The sequence below is a fragment of the Paraburkholderia podalyriae genome, assembly GCF_014397785.1.
Taxonomy (GTDB): domain Bacteria; phylum Pseudomonadota; class Gammaproteobacteria; order Burkholderiales; family Burkholderiaceae; genus Paraburkholderia; species Paraburkholderia podalyriae.
In genome coordinates this window covers 51,755-68,254 of record NZ_VZQQ01000008.1, presented here as the reverse complement: position 1 = coordinate 68,254, position 16,500 = coordinate 51,755, and the positions used below count along the sequence as shown (strand labels likewise).

General features: G+C 65.8%; 8 protein-coding genes. 1 reads left to right on the top strand and 7 read right to left on the bottom strand.

Features of this window, described 5'->3' with window-relative positions; all coding sequences use genetic code 11:
• Positions 1-132 precede the first annotated feature (132 nt).
• On the bottom strand, positions 133-3,429 hold the full coding sequence (locus F6X42_RS11485) for an adenylate/guanylate cyclase domain-containing protein (RefSeq protein ID WP_187634326.1): 3,297 nt from the start codon (positions 3,427-3,429) through the stop codon (positions 133-135).
• Between the two features lie 268 nt (positions 3,430-3,697).
• Between F6X42_RS11485 and F6X42_RS11480 the strand changes: the two genes are divergently transcribed.
• Positions 3,698-5,920 carry an SLC26A/SulP transporter family protein gene (locus F6X42_RS11480; protein WP_187634325.1) on the top strand — a complete coding sequence of 741 codons (2,223 nt, stop codon included), beginning with the start codon at positions 3,698-3,700 and terminating at the stop codon, positions 5,918-5,920.
• A gap of 19 nt (positions 5,921-5,939) precedes the next feature.
• Here F6X42_RS11480 and F6X42_RS11475 read toward each other — a convergent pair whose 3' ends face one another.
• Genes F6X42_RS11475 through F6X42_RS11450 form a run of 6 tightly spaced genes read right to left on the bottom strand, consistent with a single transcriptional unit; the run spans position 5,940 to position 16,463 of the window.
• Positions 5,940-6,476 carry a chromate transporter gene (locus tag F6X42_RS11475; RefSeq protein WP_187634324.1) on the bottom strand — a complete coding sequence of 179 codons (537 nt, stop codon included), beginning with the start codon at positions 6,474-6,476 and terminating at the stop codon, positions 5,940-5,942.
• Between the two features lie 44 nt (positions 6,477-6,520).
• Positions 6,521-7,147: a chromate transporter gene (locus F6X42_RS11470; protein WP_187634323.1), complete on the bottom strand. Its 627-nt coding sequence runs from the start codon at positions 7,145-7,147 to the stop codon at positions 6,521-6,523.
• 9 nt (positions 7,148-7,156) lie between these two features.
• Positions 7,157-8,707, bottom strand: coding sequence for an efflux transporter outer membrane subunit (locus tag F6X42_RS11465; protein WP_187634322.1), 1,551 nt, complete (start codon positions 8,705-8,707; stop codon positions 7,157-7,159).
• The gene (locus tag F6X42_RS11460) at positions 8,704-12,024 is read right to left on the bottom strand and encodes an efflux RND transporter permease subunit (RefSeq protein ID WP_187634321.1); all 3,321 of its coding nucleotides are present in this window, start codon (positions 12,022-12,024) and stop codon (positions 8,704-8,706) included. The genes F6X42_RS11465 and F6X42_RS11460 overlap by 4 nt, the downstream gene beginning before the upstream one ends.
• Positions 12,021-15,176, bottom strand: coding sequence for an efflux RND transporter permease subunit (locus F6X42_RS11455; RefSeq protein WP_187634320.1), 3,156 nt, complete (start codon positions 15,174-15,176; stop codon positions 12,021-12,023). Before F6X42_RS11455 ends, F6X42_RS11460 begins: the two co-directional genes overlap by 4 nt.
• 15 nt (positions 15,177-15,191) lie before the next feature.
• On the bottom strand, positions 15,192-16,463 hold the full coding sequence (locus tag F6X42_RS11450; protein WP_187634319.1) for an efflux RND transporter periplasmic adaptor subunit: 1,272 nt from the start codon (positions 16,461-16,463) through the stop codon (positions 15,192-15,194).
• Positions 16,464-16,500: the final 37 nt, after the last annotated feature.

Sequence of the window (16,500 nt, the reverse complement as noted above, 5' to 3'; positions counted from 1 at the left end):
GATTGAGTTGAATGCTGTATCGCTGCTGCGGTGCATTGACCGTTAGCCAAAGCACACCTGCAACCAAAAATTGTCCTGGAGCAATTCGCTGAAAAAAAAGCACGGGAGAAGCGTGAAGGGCCGAGCATCCTCTCAAGCCGCCAGCGCAACATCGACGGCGCTCAGGTAATTCCGAAAACCGGCCTCGTGCAGCGCCATTCGCACCCGCGCGAGTTCGCGCAGCGTGCGTTCGCCACCAGGGTCCGGCAGCGCGTGTGCGAGCGCCCGGCCACGCGCTGTAAAAAGCTCGGCCCAAGGCAACGGTTCACGCTGGGTGTAGTTCTCGAGTTCCTTCGCGTAACGCAACATGCCAGCCGCGTCGCCCGCGGCCAGCATCGCTTCGATGGCGTCGCGGTAAAACCACAGATGATTGTGGCCGACCGCGCCGAGCCGCAGCAGCGCTTCGCCTTCATCGAGCAACCGCGCACGCTCGACGTTCTCGTCTACTGCGCGGCTCAACGCGCTCAGGGCCTTGGGTCCACAAAACTGCGTGCCGACCTCGCGCGAGATCGCGATCGCCTCGCGAAGTTTCTTTACCGCTTCGCTTCTGGATCCGCTGTCCAGCAACAGCCGCCCCTGCATCTCCAGATTTTGCGCCTCGAAGCGGCGGGCGCCGAGTTGTCTGATCAGCCGCAGTTCCCGCTCCAGATGCAGGCGAGCGGCCTGCTCATCGCCCAGTTCCTGGCAGGCGAACACGCCCAGCGTCTCGCACAGCAATTGCGCGCGCGGCTGCCCGATTAACGCGGCCGCGCGTGCCGCAGCAATCGCGTCCTCGCGTGCCTGCCGTGCGTCGTTGAGATAGATCCTGCTGAAGCCTTGCATCGGACGATTGGCCACCTCGATTCGGCCGAGCCCGTGCTTGCGGCTGAGCGCCACGCATTCGCTGAAATGGCAAAAAGCGGTTTGCATGCGTCCTTGTGCGTACGCCGCATCCGCCAGGCCGCCGAGCGCGCGAGCTTGCGCCTCCGGCATCCCAAGGCGCCGTGCATAGGTCAGACCTCGTTCATGCTCGGCGCAGCAGACGTCGATCTTGCCAAGCGGAAAAAGGATGTTGCCGCGCAGGTGGTGAAGGCTTGCCAGGTCGGCCACCCGGCCGCCGCGTTCGGCAATCGTCTGCGCGTCCGCAAGCAGGGCGAGCGCCTCGTCGAGACCTTCGTTCACCCGGAGCCCTTCCGCGAGCCCGAGCTGGCAGTCGCAGCGGGCGTCATCGTCGGGGGCAGCCGCGAGCGCCGCGCGGTACGTGGCGATCGACCCCGCAATATCGCCCAGATCGCGCTGGAGCTCGCCGATGGCGCAGCTCAGCGCGTGGCGGTCGGTGTCCGTCTGCGCGATCTCGAGGCCCCGGTCGGCCAGCCGCAGCGCCGCCTCGAAACGATGGGCGGCGCGCTGCGCGAGCGCCGCGGCGAGATAGGCGGCGGGCGCGCGCTCGTCCTCCGCCCGGTCGAGGTGCTGCGCGTGCAACGTCGGATCGCTATGTGCGAACCATTCGGCGGCGCAGCGATGAAGCTCGCGCCGGCGCGCCCGCAATAGCGTCGCCCATGCGCTCTCCTGGATCAGCGCATGGGCGAACAGGAAATCCTCGCCCTCGGGTAGAACCAGCGCATTGGCGAGCAGGCCGTCGCAGACGTAGTCAGGGTCGTCGATGAGCCGGCGCAACAACGCCAGGTCGAAACGCTGACCGATGACGGCAGCCGCCTGGAATGCCAGGCGGTCACGTGGCGCCAACCTGTCCATCCGCGCGAGCACGAGGCTTCGGATCGACGCGGGAACGTTGCCGCTGCTGCCTTCCTCGGCATTGCGCAACAGTTGCTCGAGGAATAGCGGGTTGCCTGCCGCCCGCTCGATGCAGGCGAGCGCGACGCGCTGTGTTGCGTCGATGAAATTGCTCGCGAGGTTGAGTGCCTCATCCTTGCGGAGCGGCCCGAGGTCGATCGTGGCAAACGGGGTGTCGCGGCAGCGTGCGCGCCAGGCTGCATCGATCGGATCGCCTTCCACACGCGAAGTCGTCACGAGTAAGCCCGTTCCATCGACGATGCCCGACGCGAAAGCCGCAAGATAGCTGAGCGCTTCGCGGTCGGCCCAATGCAGATCTTCGACGACGATCATCGTCGCGGATCGCCCGCAGGCGTCCTCGGCCAGTCGTGCGGCGAGCGTCTGCTTGCCACGCTGGCGCGCACCGTGATCCATTGCGTCGTACAGCGCTTGCCACTCGCCGCTTTTGGGCAGATCGAGGAAATCCTGAAGAAACACAAGCTGCTCTTCGTTCACGACATCACGGGCCGCGGCACGCGCGACGGCGGCTTGCCGGGCGTCCGCCGATGCACTGGCCGGCAGGCCGAGCAGGCTGGCGACGATCGCGCGCACCGGGTCCTGCCCCTTGCCAACACCGAAATCGAGCACGAGGCTTCTATGCAGCGTGAAGCCCTGGGCCTGCGCGTAGCGGCGCATTTCGTCGACGAGCCGCGTCTTGCCGATTCCGGCTTCACCTCGTAGATGGAGAACATGGCCGGCGCGCCTCGCCATGCATGCGTGGACGATTCCGTGAAATTGCTCGAGTTCGGCTTCACGGCCGACGAAGCGGCTTCGGTTCGTCGTCACGGGTTCGCTCGCGATGGCAACGAGCCGCCAGGCCCGTACCGGCGTGTCGATGCCCTTGAAGAACTGCTCGCCGATCGCCTCGCACACGACGGCATCGTCGAGCAGGCGCGCCGACTCGTCGGAGATCCAGGTCTCGCCGGCGGGTGCGGCGGCCACCAGCCGCGCGGCGAGGTTCACCGGATCGCCGTGCACCGTGTAGTCCTGGGTGTCGGCGCGGCCGAGCGCACCGGCGACCACTTCGCCGCTCGCGATGCCGATGTGTGCCTGCAAAAGCCGCCCGGCCTGCGCGCCGAGTTGCGTCAGCCCGTCGTGGATATCCAGCGCCGCCCGGGCCGCGCGCAGCGTGTCGGTCTCATGCGAGCGCGGCGCGCCGAACAGCGCCATCACAGCATCGCCGATGTGCTTGTCGATCGTGCCGCCATAGGCGAGGACGACGCCGTCGACCAGCGCCGTGTAGCGGCCGATCAGCGCGCGCAGGTCTTCGGGGTCGAGCGAGCGCGACAGCGCCGTGTAGCCGCAGAGATCGGCAAACAGGATCGTGACCTGCCTGCGCTCGTCAGCAGGCGCAGCGGTGGCGGCGGCCGTCTGCGGCGGCGCCGATGCGCTCGTCACCGGTTGCGCGGCCGCCGCGGCCGCCAGGATGCGCTTGCGATGGCCGAGCGACTGCACCCCGAGTTCCTTCAGATCAGCATCGCTCAACTGCGCGAGCAGTGATACGTCGATGTCGTTCGCCGCGAATGCTTGAGCGTACTGCTCGAGTCCGAGACGCTGCAGCCATTGCGCGATGTCCATATTCGTCGCCTGCATACGATGCCAGCCGGCACACGCGACTGTGCCGCACCAGTTTGGCGCTGGCGCGGCACGATACGCATAGGTCAGATGAAACCCGGGCGCAGCACTCGGCGATGCAATCGGCCCCAGGTCGCCATTCAAGCTGGCCGATGAATACTCAGTGTAGGTCTACAACTCGCAGCGCGCAGGGTGTTTGACAGCCTTTCGAGTCACGACGGATACTGGGCAGCGCGTCCCACCGCGCCCTCGCATTCTTCGGGGAATTCACGTGAAGCCGGGCAACACCGTCTCCCACATCCCGCTACGCTCGCGCTTCGCGGGCCTGCCTGGCGACGTGGCGGCCGGCGCGGTCTCGACGCTCGTGATGCTGTGCTACGCCATGAGCCTCGGCACGATGATCTTCAGCGCCGACCTCGCCCGCTACGCGATGCTCGGCGTGCCCACTGCGCTAGTCAGCTGCGTCGTCACCGCGCTCGTGATTGCATTGACGAGCTCGATGCGGTGGAACATCGGCGGCCCTGACAGCAATGCCGCGGCGTTTCTCGCGGGCGTCGCCGCGGGGGTCGCCAGCAGCGTGCGCGCAGACGGCGGTTCCCCCCAGACCCTCATCCTGACCGTGCTGATCGCGATCGCGCTCTGTTCGCTCGTGACGGGCGTCATCCTCTACGCGATCGGCTCGTCGAGACACAGCCGCTCGTTGCAGTTCCTCCCGTATCCGGTGCTTGGCGGATTCCTCGCCGGAACGGGATATCTGCTGCTGGCCGGGGCCTTCCGCGTGATGACGGGCGAGGCACTGCACTGGCACGTGCTGGCGTTGCTGGCGCACGTTCACTGGCTCACATGGATTCCCGCGCTCGTCGTGGGTGTGATGACCACGGTCCTGACGCGCGCCTGGCAGCACATTGCCGCACTGCCGCTCACGTTGGGTTTCGGCATCGTGCTTTTCTACGTTCTACTGCACATTGCCGGCCTGTCGATTGCCGATGCGCGTGGGATGGGGCTGCTTCTGCCGCGCGTCACGATGCACCTTGCCGCGCTGCCGGAGCTGCACATGGCTGCGCGACTCAGACAGGGTGGCATCGACTGGCCCGCCGTCGCCGCGCATCTTCCGGAGAGCCTGCTGGTCACGACGGTTTCCGCTGTCACGATCCTGATGAATTCGACGGCGATCGGCGCGGTGACGGGCGAGGAAGTCGATCTCAATCGCGAGATGCGGGCTGCGGGCCTTGCCAATCTCGCGAGCGGGCTGCTGGGTGGAATGGTCGGCTACCAGTCGTTCAATCGCTCGATGCTCAATGCGCGCGTGGGTGCCACCAGCCGGGTGGCCGGCGTGTTCGCGGCGCTCGCTTGCCTGGTCATAGTTGGTGCCTCGCCCGGTATCGTGGCGCTCTTTCCCGTGCCGGTACTCGTCGGCCTTCAGCTCTTCATGGGCCTGCGCCTGATCGTGCATTGGCTCGTGGGCGCGTATGCGAAGCTCAGCTGGTACGAGTACCTGCTCGTGCCTGCCATTCTCGGCACGATCATCGCCTACGGCGTAGTAGTCGGCGTGGCCGTAGGCGTCGTCGCGGCGTGTGTGACGTTCACGCTGCTCTACGGCCGGGTCAGTTGTATACGCATGGAATTCGATCTGCGCACACGGACGTCCAATGTGGAGCGCAGCATCGACGAGAGCCAGTCTTTGCGCGAACTCGGTGCGCAGGTCTGCGGTATGTGCCTGCAGGGGTTCCTGTTCTTCGGCACGGCCAATTCGATTCTGCACAGCCTGCGTGGGCGGCTCGCCGCGAGCCATCCGGTGCCGGTCCGTTTCGTCGTGCTCGATTTCGCATCGACTCAGGGCATGGACGCGTCGGTTTCGATCAGCTTCGTCAAGCTAAGGCAGCTATGCGCGGCGAAGAACGCGGACCTGGTGCTGACCGCGCTGCCGCCGCGCTCGCGCGACCTGCTCACGAAGACCGGGACCCTCAATCTCCGGATTCATGAGTTCGACTCGCTCGACGCGGGTCTGGAATGGGTCGAAGACCAGTTGCTCACGGCGAACTCGCGTACGACAGGACACGGCTACGACTTTCACGCGATGCTCGCGCCGCACTTCACGGCCAGCGCGTTGAGCACGCTGCTGGCGTGCCTCGAAGTGCATGACCTGCTCGCGGGACAGGTGCTCTTTCTTCGCGGTGAGCAGGCTGACGCGTTGTATTTCATCGAGCACGGACGTGTCGAGGTCTCGTTTCCGCTCGACGATGGACGCTCGGTCCGGCTGCGCTCGTTCGGCCCGGGGACGGTTGTCGGTGAAATGGCCGTCTACACGCTGCAACAGCGCAGCGCGGACGTGATCGCCGAGACGCCGACGCGGGTTCGCCGCTTGTCGACAACCGCTCTGATGCGACTCGAACAACAGGATCCGGCGACCGCGCAACAGTTTCATCGGTTTCTCGTCAAGATCATCGCGGCTCGACTTGCCGTCGTCGACGAGGCACTGCGTGCGGCGTTGTGAGCGTTGCCCGCCCCGCGCCCTATAACAACCCCGCAAAATGCACCAGCACAAACACAACCGCCCCGCCCGCGATCAGCACCAACGCATTGATACGCGTCCACATCAGGAGCACGGTCGCAACCGCCGCAGTCAGCCACGCCATCCAGCCACCTTCGAGTTCCTTGATCAACACATAAACTGCCGCGAGAATCAGCCCGGCGGCGACGGGTCGCAAACCCGCCTGCAACGCGTTCAGCCACCGCGCGCCTTCGTGCCGGTTCCACACGTGCACGACGCCGTACATCAGAAACGCGGTCGGCCCGAATAGCGCGACGGTCGCGACGAGCGCGCCGCCGAGGCCACCGACCTGATAGCCGATCAGTGTCGCGAGCAGCGAGCCCGGACCGGGCGCGAGCCGCGCGATCGCGAAGTCGCTGAGGAATTGCGCATGGGTCATCCAGTGATGGACATCGACGACCTGGCGCTGCACTTCGGCGATGATCCCCTGGCCGCCGCCGACGGTCACGATCGATAGCGGCGCGAAAACGGAAAACAGAGTGATGAGAGTTCGAGACACGACGAAAGCTATTCCGGAATTTGACTAACGGCGATCCCAGGCGATCAACGCTGGCGCGCCTCACGCACGTATTCATAGCCGACGCTCAACGCACCCGCGATCAGCACGGTCCACACCAGCGACACGCGAAATACCGCCGCAGCCGCGAACGTCGCGATCAGCACCAGATACGGAAACACGCGGCGCGGCAGCCGGCGCGCGGCGGTAATCGCCATCGACAGCGACAGCCCGATCGCACCGGCCGCGGCGCCGGCGAGCGCGATATGCGTGAGCGGATACGATGCGATCGCCGAGAAGAACACGCCGAGCAGAATGATCACGACGGCCGGCGGGAAAATGATGCCGCAGAATCCCGCGACGGCGCCGCGCCAGCCGAGCAGCCGGTAGCCGATCCAGATCGCCAGATTCTTCACGTTGACGCCCGGCAGCGCCTGCGACAACGCGAGGCCGTTGAGAAATTCGTCTTCGCTGATCCAGTGCCGGTCGTGCACGAACTCGCGCATGAACCAGCCGCTCAACCCGCCGCCGAAACTCGTCAGACCGATGCGCGCGAAGATCAGAAACAGGCCGAGCGAGGTCACGTCGCGCTGCGGTGGTGTGTGGTGTCGCGCGTCGTCGTCGGGTGTCGATACCGGGTCGCCGACGTCAGGCCCGTGGGTGCCTTTGGCCAATGCTGGTCCCTAGTCGTTTTGATCGTGCCGCGCTTGCCGCGCGCCCGGCATGATAGCGGCAGACGTCGCCGACGATGCAGCCGCCGCCGGATGCCGTGGATCATGCAGGTCTTCGGTCGACCACCCGCCGCCCAGATCGCCGAACAGCGACGCCGCATGCAGCAGACGCGATTCCTGCACGTTCAGCGCGGTCTGCCGCGTGGTCAGCTGCGTCGCTTGCGCGGTCGCGACCGTCGTGTAATCGACGGTGCCCGCCTGGTATTCGTTGAACGCGATTTCCGCGCCATGGTCCGCGTCCCGCACAGCCGTTTCGAGCACGACCGCCTGATCGGCGAGAATGCGCAGCCCGGACAGATCGTCCTCGACGTTCTGGAACGCGCCCAGCACGGTGCCGCGATAGTTGGCGACCGTAGCGTCGTAGGCGGCCTTCGCCGCATCGACGTCGGCGCTGCGTAGACCACCGTCGAACAGCGTCTCGGTCGCGCTGCCGCCGAGCGACCATACGTAGTTCGCGGCCTTCAGCAGCCCGGACAGCGGCGACTGCGTGAAACCGGCCACCGCCGACAACGAAATATCCGGGTAATACGCGGCCACCTCGACGCCGATCGCCGCATTCTGCGCGGCCATCTTGCGCTCGGCGGCGGCGATGTCGGGGCGACGCTCGAGCAGTGTCGACGGCACGCCAACCGGCACAGACGGCAGCGCTGGCATCGCGGTGCTATGCGTGACCGACAGTTCCTCCGGGTTCTTGCCGACCAGCACCGCAATCGCGTGCGCGTTCTGCGCGCGCGCGACGCCGAGCGCGATCAGATCGGACTTCGCGGTATTCAACTGGCTGCGCGCGGTGATCACGTCGCTCGGCGGAATCGTGCCCGCGCGATCCTGCTCGCTGACGACGTCGAGATAGTGCTGATACGCGACGACCGTTTCCTGCAGCAGGTCGATGTTGGCGTCGCTGGTGCGCAGCTCGATGATCGCGGTCGCGAGCGCGACCTGCTCGGAGAGCGTCGCATTCGCAAGCGTCGCTTCGGTGGACTGCGCGCTCGCGGCGTTTTCCTCGACCGTGCGGCGCACCTGGCCCCACAGGTCCGGCGCCCAGCTCACATTGCCTTCCAGCGAACCAGCGTTGGCGATGCGCGCCGCGGTGCCGTTCAGCGTCGTTGTCGACGCGCGTTCGCGCGTCGCCGAACCGGTCGCGCCGATGGTCGGAAACAGCGCCGCGTGCGCGGCGCGCACTTCCGCGAGCGCTTGCTGGTAGTTCGCGTAGTCCGCGCGCACGGTCTGGTTCGACACCGCGACGAGCGGTTCGAGTTCGTCGATCAACGGATCGTTGAATGCGGTCCACCACGTGCCCTTCGGGCCGGTTGCGTTCGGCTCGGCCTGGGTCCAGCCCGGCAGCTCGGAGAAAGTGGCGGGCACGCTGACCTGCGGCCGGTGATAGTCCGGGCCCACCATGCAGCCGGCGTTGAACAGCGCCAGCAACGCGACGGCGAGCGTCGCGACACTCGGCAACCCGCAGCGCGGCCCTGTCATTGGTTCAGTGGAAGTCTTCATCGTCATGCCTTCGTATCCGGTTGTCCCGGCTTCGCGCCGCGGGTCCAGCGCAGACCCGCGGACCATCTGACCAGCCGTGCACGCAGGCGGTCGAGGTACAGATAAATCACCGGCGTCGTGTAGAGCGTAAACATCTGGCTCAGGATCAGCCCGCCCATCACGGTGATACCGAGCGGCTGGCGTAGCGAGCCGCCCTGGCCGATGCCGATCGCTAGCGGCACCGCGCCGAGCACGGCCGCGAACGTCGTCATCATGATCGGCCGCAGACGGATCAGCGCGGCCGTGTGGATCGCGTCGCGCGCGGTCATCTGTTGCTGGCGCTGCAACTGGATCGCGACGTCGACCATCATGATGCCGTTCTTCTTGACGATACCGATCAGCAGGATGATGCCGATCATCGCGATCACCGAGAACGGCGTGCCGAAAATCAGCAGCGCAAGCGTCGCGCCGATGCCCGCCGACGGCAGCGTCGACAGGATCGTCAGCGGGTGGATCGAGCTTTCGTACAGCACGCCGAGCACGATGTAGACGACGCCGAGCGCCGCGAGAATCAGCAGCGGCACCACGCCCATCGACTGCGAATAGGCCGCCGCCGCGCCCGCGAACGAACCGTGGATGCTCGCGGGCATGCCGATCTCGCGGATCGTGTCGTTGATCGCCGTGCCCGCCTGACTCAGCGACCCGCCGGCCGGCAGGTTGAACGAGATCGTCGCGGCGACGAGGCCGCTCTGATGGTTCACCTGCGTCGATGTATGGCTGTTCCTGTACGACGTCAACACCGAAAGCGGCACCATCGTTTCGGCGGCCGTGCTGTCCGCGCTGCCGGTCGAGCTGCCGCCCTTGCTGTTGGCGATGCTGTTGTTGGTCGCGTTCGACTGCGCGTCCGAGTTGCGCGAGTTCGTGTTCGACGACGTACTGCTGGTGCTCGCGCGGGTCGAGCTCGTCGCCGACACCGTGCCGTGCGGCATCTGCGTCGCGGCGGTGCCGCTCGGATTGCCCGCGGACGTGCTCAGATAGATCTGGTTCAGCGTCTGCGGATACTGCCAGTACTCGGGCGCGACCTCCATCACGACGAAGTACTGGTTCAGCGGGTTATAGATCGTCGACACGGTGCGCTGGCCGAACGCGTCATACAGCACGTTGTCGATCTGATTCGGCGCGAAGCCGTAGCGCGCGGCGGTCGCGCGATTGATCGACACATAGGTCTGCAGGCCGTTCTGCTGCAAGTCGGAGTTCACGTCGAGCAGCCGTCCGCGCTCCTTCGACAACGCCGCGACGAGCTTCGGCGTCCACGTGAACAGCGCGGCGGAATCGTCGCTCGTCAGCGTGTACTGGTACTCGGCCGCCGACTGCCGCCCGCCGATACGAAGATCCTGCTGCGCCTGCAGAAAGAGCCGGGCGCCCGACACCTCGTCGAGCTTCGGTCGCAGCCGGTTCACGACCTGGGTGGCTGTGGCGTGCCGCTGCGACAGCGGCTTCAACTCGATGAACACGTTCGCGGTATTGAGCGCGCGTCCGCCGGTAAATCCCGCGACCGACTGCACCGCCGGATCTCTCTGCACGATCGACTGCAACTGCGCGAGCTTCTTCTGCATCGCCGAAAACGAAATGCTCTGGTCGGCGATGATCTGGCCGATCAGGATGCCGGTGTCCTGCTCGGGGAAGAAGGTGGCCGGCACCAGCTTCAGCAGGAACACGTTGCCGACCAGCAGCGCGAACAGCAGCACAATCACCAGCAGCGAATGATCGAGCACGGCCGTCAGCGAACGCGCGTAGACGCCCTTGAAGCGATCGAACTGGCGCTCGATCCACCGCGCCCAACGCGCTTTCGAATGACCCGCGTTGTCGCGGCTCAGCACGTACGCGCACATTGCGGGCGTGACCGTCAACGAGATCACCAGCGAAATCAGGATCGCGATCGACAGCGTGATCGCGAACTCATGGAACATCAGTCCGACGATGCCCGGAAACAGGATGATCGGCAGAAATACCGCGATCAGCGACAGGCTCATCGAGATCACCGTGAAGCCGACTTCGCCCGCGCCCTTCAGCGCGGCCTCTTTCGGACTCAACCCCTGCTCCATGTACCGCACGACGTTTTCGAGCACGACGACCGCATCGTCGACGACGAAGCCGGTGCCGATGGTCAGCGCCATCAGCGACAGATTATCGATGCTATAGCCGAGCAGATACATCGGTCCGAAGGTACCGACGATCGACAGCGGCAACGCGACCGCCGGCACGAGCGTCGCGCGCGGCGACTGCAGGAAGATGAACACGACGCCGACCACCAGCAGCACCGCGATGAACAGCGTGCGCTCGGTATCGCTGACCGACGACGTGACCGACTGCGAACGGTCGATCGCGACATCCACATGCACACTGCTCGGCAACGTCGCTTGGATCGACGGCAACACGTTGTGGATCTGCCGCACGGTACTGACCACGTTACTACCCGGCATCGGATAGACGATCACGAGAATCGCCGACTTGCCGTTGAAGAGCCCCGCATTGCGGATGTTTTCGTTCGAGTCGCGCACCTGGGCGACGTCGCGCAACTGCACCGGCGCGCCGTCGCGATACGCGACCACCAGATCGCGATACGGCGCCGCGTGCGTGATCTGATCGTTCGACGTGACCACGTAGCGCTGATCGCCGACATCGAGATGACCCTTCGCGCTGTCGGCATTGGCCGCGCTGATCGCCGCGCGCACGTCCTCCATGCCGACGCCGTAGCTATTGAGCTTGCCCGGCTGCAACTCGACGCGCACGCTCGGCAACGCGCCGCCGCCGAGCGTGATCTGACCGACGCCCTGCACCTGCGACAACTGCTGCTGGATCACCGAATCGGCGGAGTCGTAGAGCTGCGCCTTCGTCAGCGTGTCGGATGTCAGCGACAGCACCATGATCGGCGCGTCGGCGGGGTTGTACTGGCGGTAGCTCGGATTGCTGCGCAGCGTGGTGGGCAGATCCGCACGCGCGGCCTGGATCGCCGCCTCGACGTCGCGCGCGGCGCCGTTGATGTCGCGCTTCAGGCCGAACTCGACGATGATCATCGACGAGCCGACGTAGCTGATCGAGGTCAGCTCCGCGACGTCGGCGATCGTCGCGAGCCGCCGCTCTAGCGGCTCGGCGACCGTCGACGCCATGATGTTCGGGCTCGCGCCGGCCATGTTCGCCTGCACGACGATCACCGGAAACGCGATGTTCGGCAGCGGCGCGACCGGCATGCGGAAATACGCGAGCGTGCCGGAGATCAGGATCGCGATTGCGAGCAGCGTCGTCGCGACCGGCCGCCGGATGAAGATCGCCGGGATATTCACCGCGTGCCCTCCGCGCCGCCGTCCGGCGGGCGCCCGCCCGGCTCGTCGCCGTCGTTGCGCTCAGCGCGTGCGGCGCGCCAGCGGTTCACGCGCCCGGCCATGCGGTCGAAGAACAGATAGATCACCGGCGTCGTGAACAGCGTCAGCATCTGGCTCAGCGTCAGGCCGCCAATGATCGCGAGACCAAGCGGCCGGCGCAGTTCCGAACCGGTGCCGGTGCCGAGCAGCATCGGCAGCGCGCCGAGCATCGCAGCGAGCGTCGTCATCAGGATCGGCCGGAAACGCAGCAGCGAGGCCTCGAAGATCGCATCGCGCGGCGCCTTGCCGTGATTGCGTTCGGCATCGAGCGCGAAGTCGACCATCATGATCGCGTTCTTCTTGACGATGCCGATCAAGAGCACGATGCCGATGATGCCGATCACGTCGAGATCCATGCCCGCGAGCATCAGCGACAGCAATGCGCCGATGCCGGCCGACGGCAGCGTGGACAGGATCGTGACCGGATGGATGAAGCTCTCGTACAGCACGCCTAGCACGATATACACGGCAACGAGCGCCGCGATCAGCAGATAAACCTCGCTCGACAGCGAATCCTCGAACGCCGCGGTCGCGCCTTGCAGCGACGACGTGATCGACGGCGGCAGGTCGATCGCCTGCTCGGCCTGGTGAATCTCCTTGACCGCGGTGCTCAGCGACGCGCCCTTCGCTAGATTGAACGACACCGTCACCGACGGAAACTGCGCGAGATGGCTGATCACGAGCGGCGCCTTCCCGATCTGGATCTTCGCGATGCCGGAGAGCGGCACCTGACCGGTGCTGCTGGTCTGGCTCGGCAGATACAGATTGCCGATCGACTGCACGGTCGGCATCGTTTCAGGCTTCGCGACCAGAATCACGCGGTACTGGGCCGACTGCTCGAAGATCGTCGATACGATGCGCTGGCCGAGCGCGTCGTACAACGCGTTGTCGATCGTCGCGGGCGTGATGCCGAAGCGCGCGGCCAGTTGCCGGTTCACTTCGACGTTCACGCTGAGGCCGTCGCTGTTCAGATCGCTCTGCACGTCCGACAGCGACGGAATCTGCTTCAGGCGCGCGACGAGTTCCGGCACGTACTTCTGGAACGCCTGCTGGCTCGGTCCGCGCAGCACGAAGCTGTACTGGTTCGGCGACACGGTCGTGTCGAGCGTCAGGTCCTGCTCGGGCTGCATGAACAGCTTCACGCCCGGCACGTGCGCGACTTCCTGCGCGAGCCGTCGCGCGATTTCCTGCGCGGTGTCGGAGCGCTTGTCGCGCTCGCGCAGATTGATCAGGAAGCGGCCGTTGTTCAGCGTCGCGTTGGTGCCGTCGATGCCGACGTACGACGTCAGCGACACCACGTCCGGGTCTTTCAGGACTGCCTCGGCGAGCGCGCTTTGGCGCTGCACCATCGCGGCATAGGAGACCGAGTTGTCGGCGACGCTGATGCCCTGGATCACGCCGACGTCCTGCACCGGAAACAGACCCTTGGGAATCACCATATACAGGATGCCGGTCAGCACGACGGTGGCGATCGCGACCATCAGCGTCAGCGTCTGATGATCGAGCACCCACCGCAGGCCGCGCTCGTAGGCGGCGAGCGTCTTGTCGAACAGGCCCTCGCTGATGCGCTCGAAGCGGCTCGGATGGCGCTCGGCCTGCGCGCGCAGCATCCGCGCGCACAGCATCGGCACCACCGTCAGCGACACGACCGCCGAAATCACGATCGTGACCGCGAGCGTCACCGCGAACTCGCTGAACAGGCGTCCGATCACGCCGCCCATGAACAGCAGCGGAATCAGCACCGCGATCAGCGAAATGGTCAGCGACAGAATCGTGAAGCCGATCTGCCCCGCGCCCTCGAGCGCGGCTTCGAGCGGCGACATACCCTCCTCCAGATAGCGCACGATGTTCTCGATCATCACGATCGAGTCGTCGACCACGAAGCCGGTCGCGATGATCAACGCCATCAGCGACAGGTTGTCGATCGAGTAGTTGAGCTGGTACATCACCGCGAGCGTGCCGATCAGCGAGACCGGCACCGAGATGCTCGGAATCAGCGTGGCGGGCACGTTGCGCAGAAACACGAAGATCACCGCGACGACGAGCACGATCGCGAGAATCAGCTCGAACGCGGCGTCCGCGACCGACGCGCGAATCACGCCGGTGCTGTCCGACACCACGGTCACTTTCATGCCGGCCGGCAGCGTCGATTCGAGTTGCGGCAGCTCCTTCATGATCTGGTTGACCGTCTGGATCACGTTCGCGCCCGGCTGGCGCTGCACGTTCAGCACGATCGCGGGCGAGCCGTTGTACCAGGCGCCGCGCTCGACGTCCTGCGCGGCCTGGCTCACGCGCGCGACATCGCGCATGAACACCGGCGAGCCGTTCTGGTAGGCGACCACCGTGTCCAGATAGTCCTTCGGATCGGTGATCTGATCGTTGCCGTTGATCGTGTAGTCGAGGTCGGGGCCGTCGAAATTGCCCTTCGGCTGGCTCACGTTCACGTAACTGAGCAGCGTGCGCAGGTCGTCGATATTCAGGCCGTAGGCGGCGAGCTTGTGCGGGTCGGCCTCGACGCGGATTGCGGGCACGTTGCCGCCGCTCGTCGTCACGACGCCGACGCCCGACACTTCGGAGATCTTCGTGCCGAGACGGTTGTTCGCGACGTCTTCGAGTTGCGTCAGCGACATCGACTTCGACGTGATCGCGAGCGTCAGGATCGGCTGGTCGGCAGGATTGACCTTCGCATAGGTCGGCGGCGCCGGCAGGCCCGACGGCAGGTAGCTGTTCGCCGCGTTGATCGCCTGCTGCACATTCTGCTCGGCGATATCGAGGTTCAGCGACAGATCGAACTGCAGCGTGATCACCGACGCACCGTCCGAACTGTACGAGGTCATCTGCTGCAGGCCCGGAATCTCGCCGAGCTGCACCTCGAGCGGCGCGGTCACGGTGGTCGCCATCACGGTCGGGCTCGCGCCCGGATAGAAGGTCTGCACCTGAATCGTCGGATAGTCGACGTTCGGCAGCGACGACACCGGCAGCACGCGCATCGCGATCAGACCGACCAGCACGAGCGCGATCATCAATAGCAGCGTCGCGACCGGGCGAAGAATGAACAGGCGGGAAATATTCATCGGCGCGGCGGTCCGTTACGACGAAGCGGCTTCGGACGCGGCCGGCGCAGGCGTTGCCGCCGCAGCCGACGCTGGCGCGGCCTCGGACGCGGCAGCGGGCGTCTTCGCGCCGGTGGCGGCCGCGCCGCTCGCCGCCGCGGGAGACTTCGGATGCACCGGCTGGATCTTCGCGCCGTCGTTCAGACGATCGGTGCCGTCCGTCACGACCTGGTTGCCGGCCGCGAGCCCCGACAGGATTACCGTGTTCCTGCCGTCGCTCGGCCCGATCTTGACCTTGTGCACGGACACCGTGCTGTCCGGATTGACCAGATAGACGAAGTCGCCCGGCGCGCCGGACTGCACCGCGGCGGTCGGCACCAGCACCGCGTTCTGCATCGTGTCGACGAGCAGCTTCACGTTGACGAACTCGTTGGGAAATAGCGCCTCGTCGTCGTTCGCGAAGATCGCGCGCAAGGTGACGGTGCCGGTCGCGGTCGCCATCTGGTTGCTGAGCGCGTACAGCGTGCCGGTCGCGATCTCGTGCGAGTTGTCGCTCGAAGACGCAGTGACCGGCAGCTTCGCGCCGCTGTTCACACGCTGAACGATCGATGCGAGCGAATCCTGCGGCACCGTGAACTGCACCGTGGTCGGCTTCACGGTCGTGATGACGACGATGCCCGTCGACGACGACGCGGTTACGTAGTTGCCGGGATCGACGAGCCGCAAGCCGACCTTGCCCGCGATCGGTGCGGTGATGCGGCAATAGGCGAGGTCGAGGTCGAACTGGGCGATGTTGGCGAGGTCGGCCTTCACGGCCGCTTCGTCCTGCTGCACGAGGAACTGCTGATCCGCGAAGGTTTGCTGCGCGATCGACTTGCGCTCATTCAACTGCGTATAGCGCTCGAGATCGGCGCGCGCCTGCGCGAGCGACGCGCGGTCTTTCGCGAGCGTCGCCTCTGCCTGCTGCTTGCTGATCTGATACTGGCGCGGATCGATCTGCGCGAGGAACTGGCCTTTCTGCACCTCCTGGCCTTCGTGATAGCCGACCTCGGTCAGATAGCCGCTCAACTGGGGCAGCACGGTCACGGTTGCGGTGGGGGTGACAGTGCCGAGCTCGCTCAGCGTGACCGGCATCGAACCGAGGGTTGCCTGCGACACCGTGACGACGATCGCCGCGTTCTCGCGCACCGGCTTCTTGCGCGTCAGCAGATGAACGACGACGAGCGCGACGAGGACGAGCACGATAACCGCGAAGATGGTGAGCCCGCGTCGTGAGTGCTTCGGCGGCGGGGACACGGTTTCGCTCATGTTGCTCTCCGGGAACGGATAGGGGTGTTGATATTCG

Bases quoted from the DNA above. Each gene is read 5' to 3' on its own strand.
- F6X42_RS11485 (WP_187634326.1), bottom strand. From the start codon at position 3,429: ATGGACATCGCGCAATGGCTGCAGCGTCTCGGACTCGAGCAGTACGCT.
- F6X42_RS11465 (WP_187634322.1), bottom strand. From the start codon at position 8,707: ATGACGATGAAGACTTCCACTGAACCAATGACAGGGCCGCGCTGCGGG.
- F6X42_RS11455 (WP_187634320.1), bottom strand. From the start codon at position 15,176: ATGAATATTTCCCGCCTGTTCATTCTTCGCCCGGTCGCGACGCTGCTA.
- F6X42_RS11450 (WP_187634319.1), bottom strand. From the start codon at position 16,463: ATGAGCGAAACCGTGTCCCCGCCGCCGAAGCACTCACGACGCGGGCTC.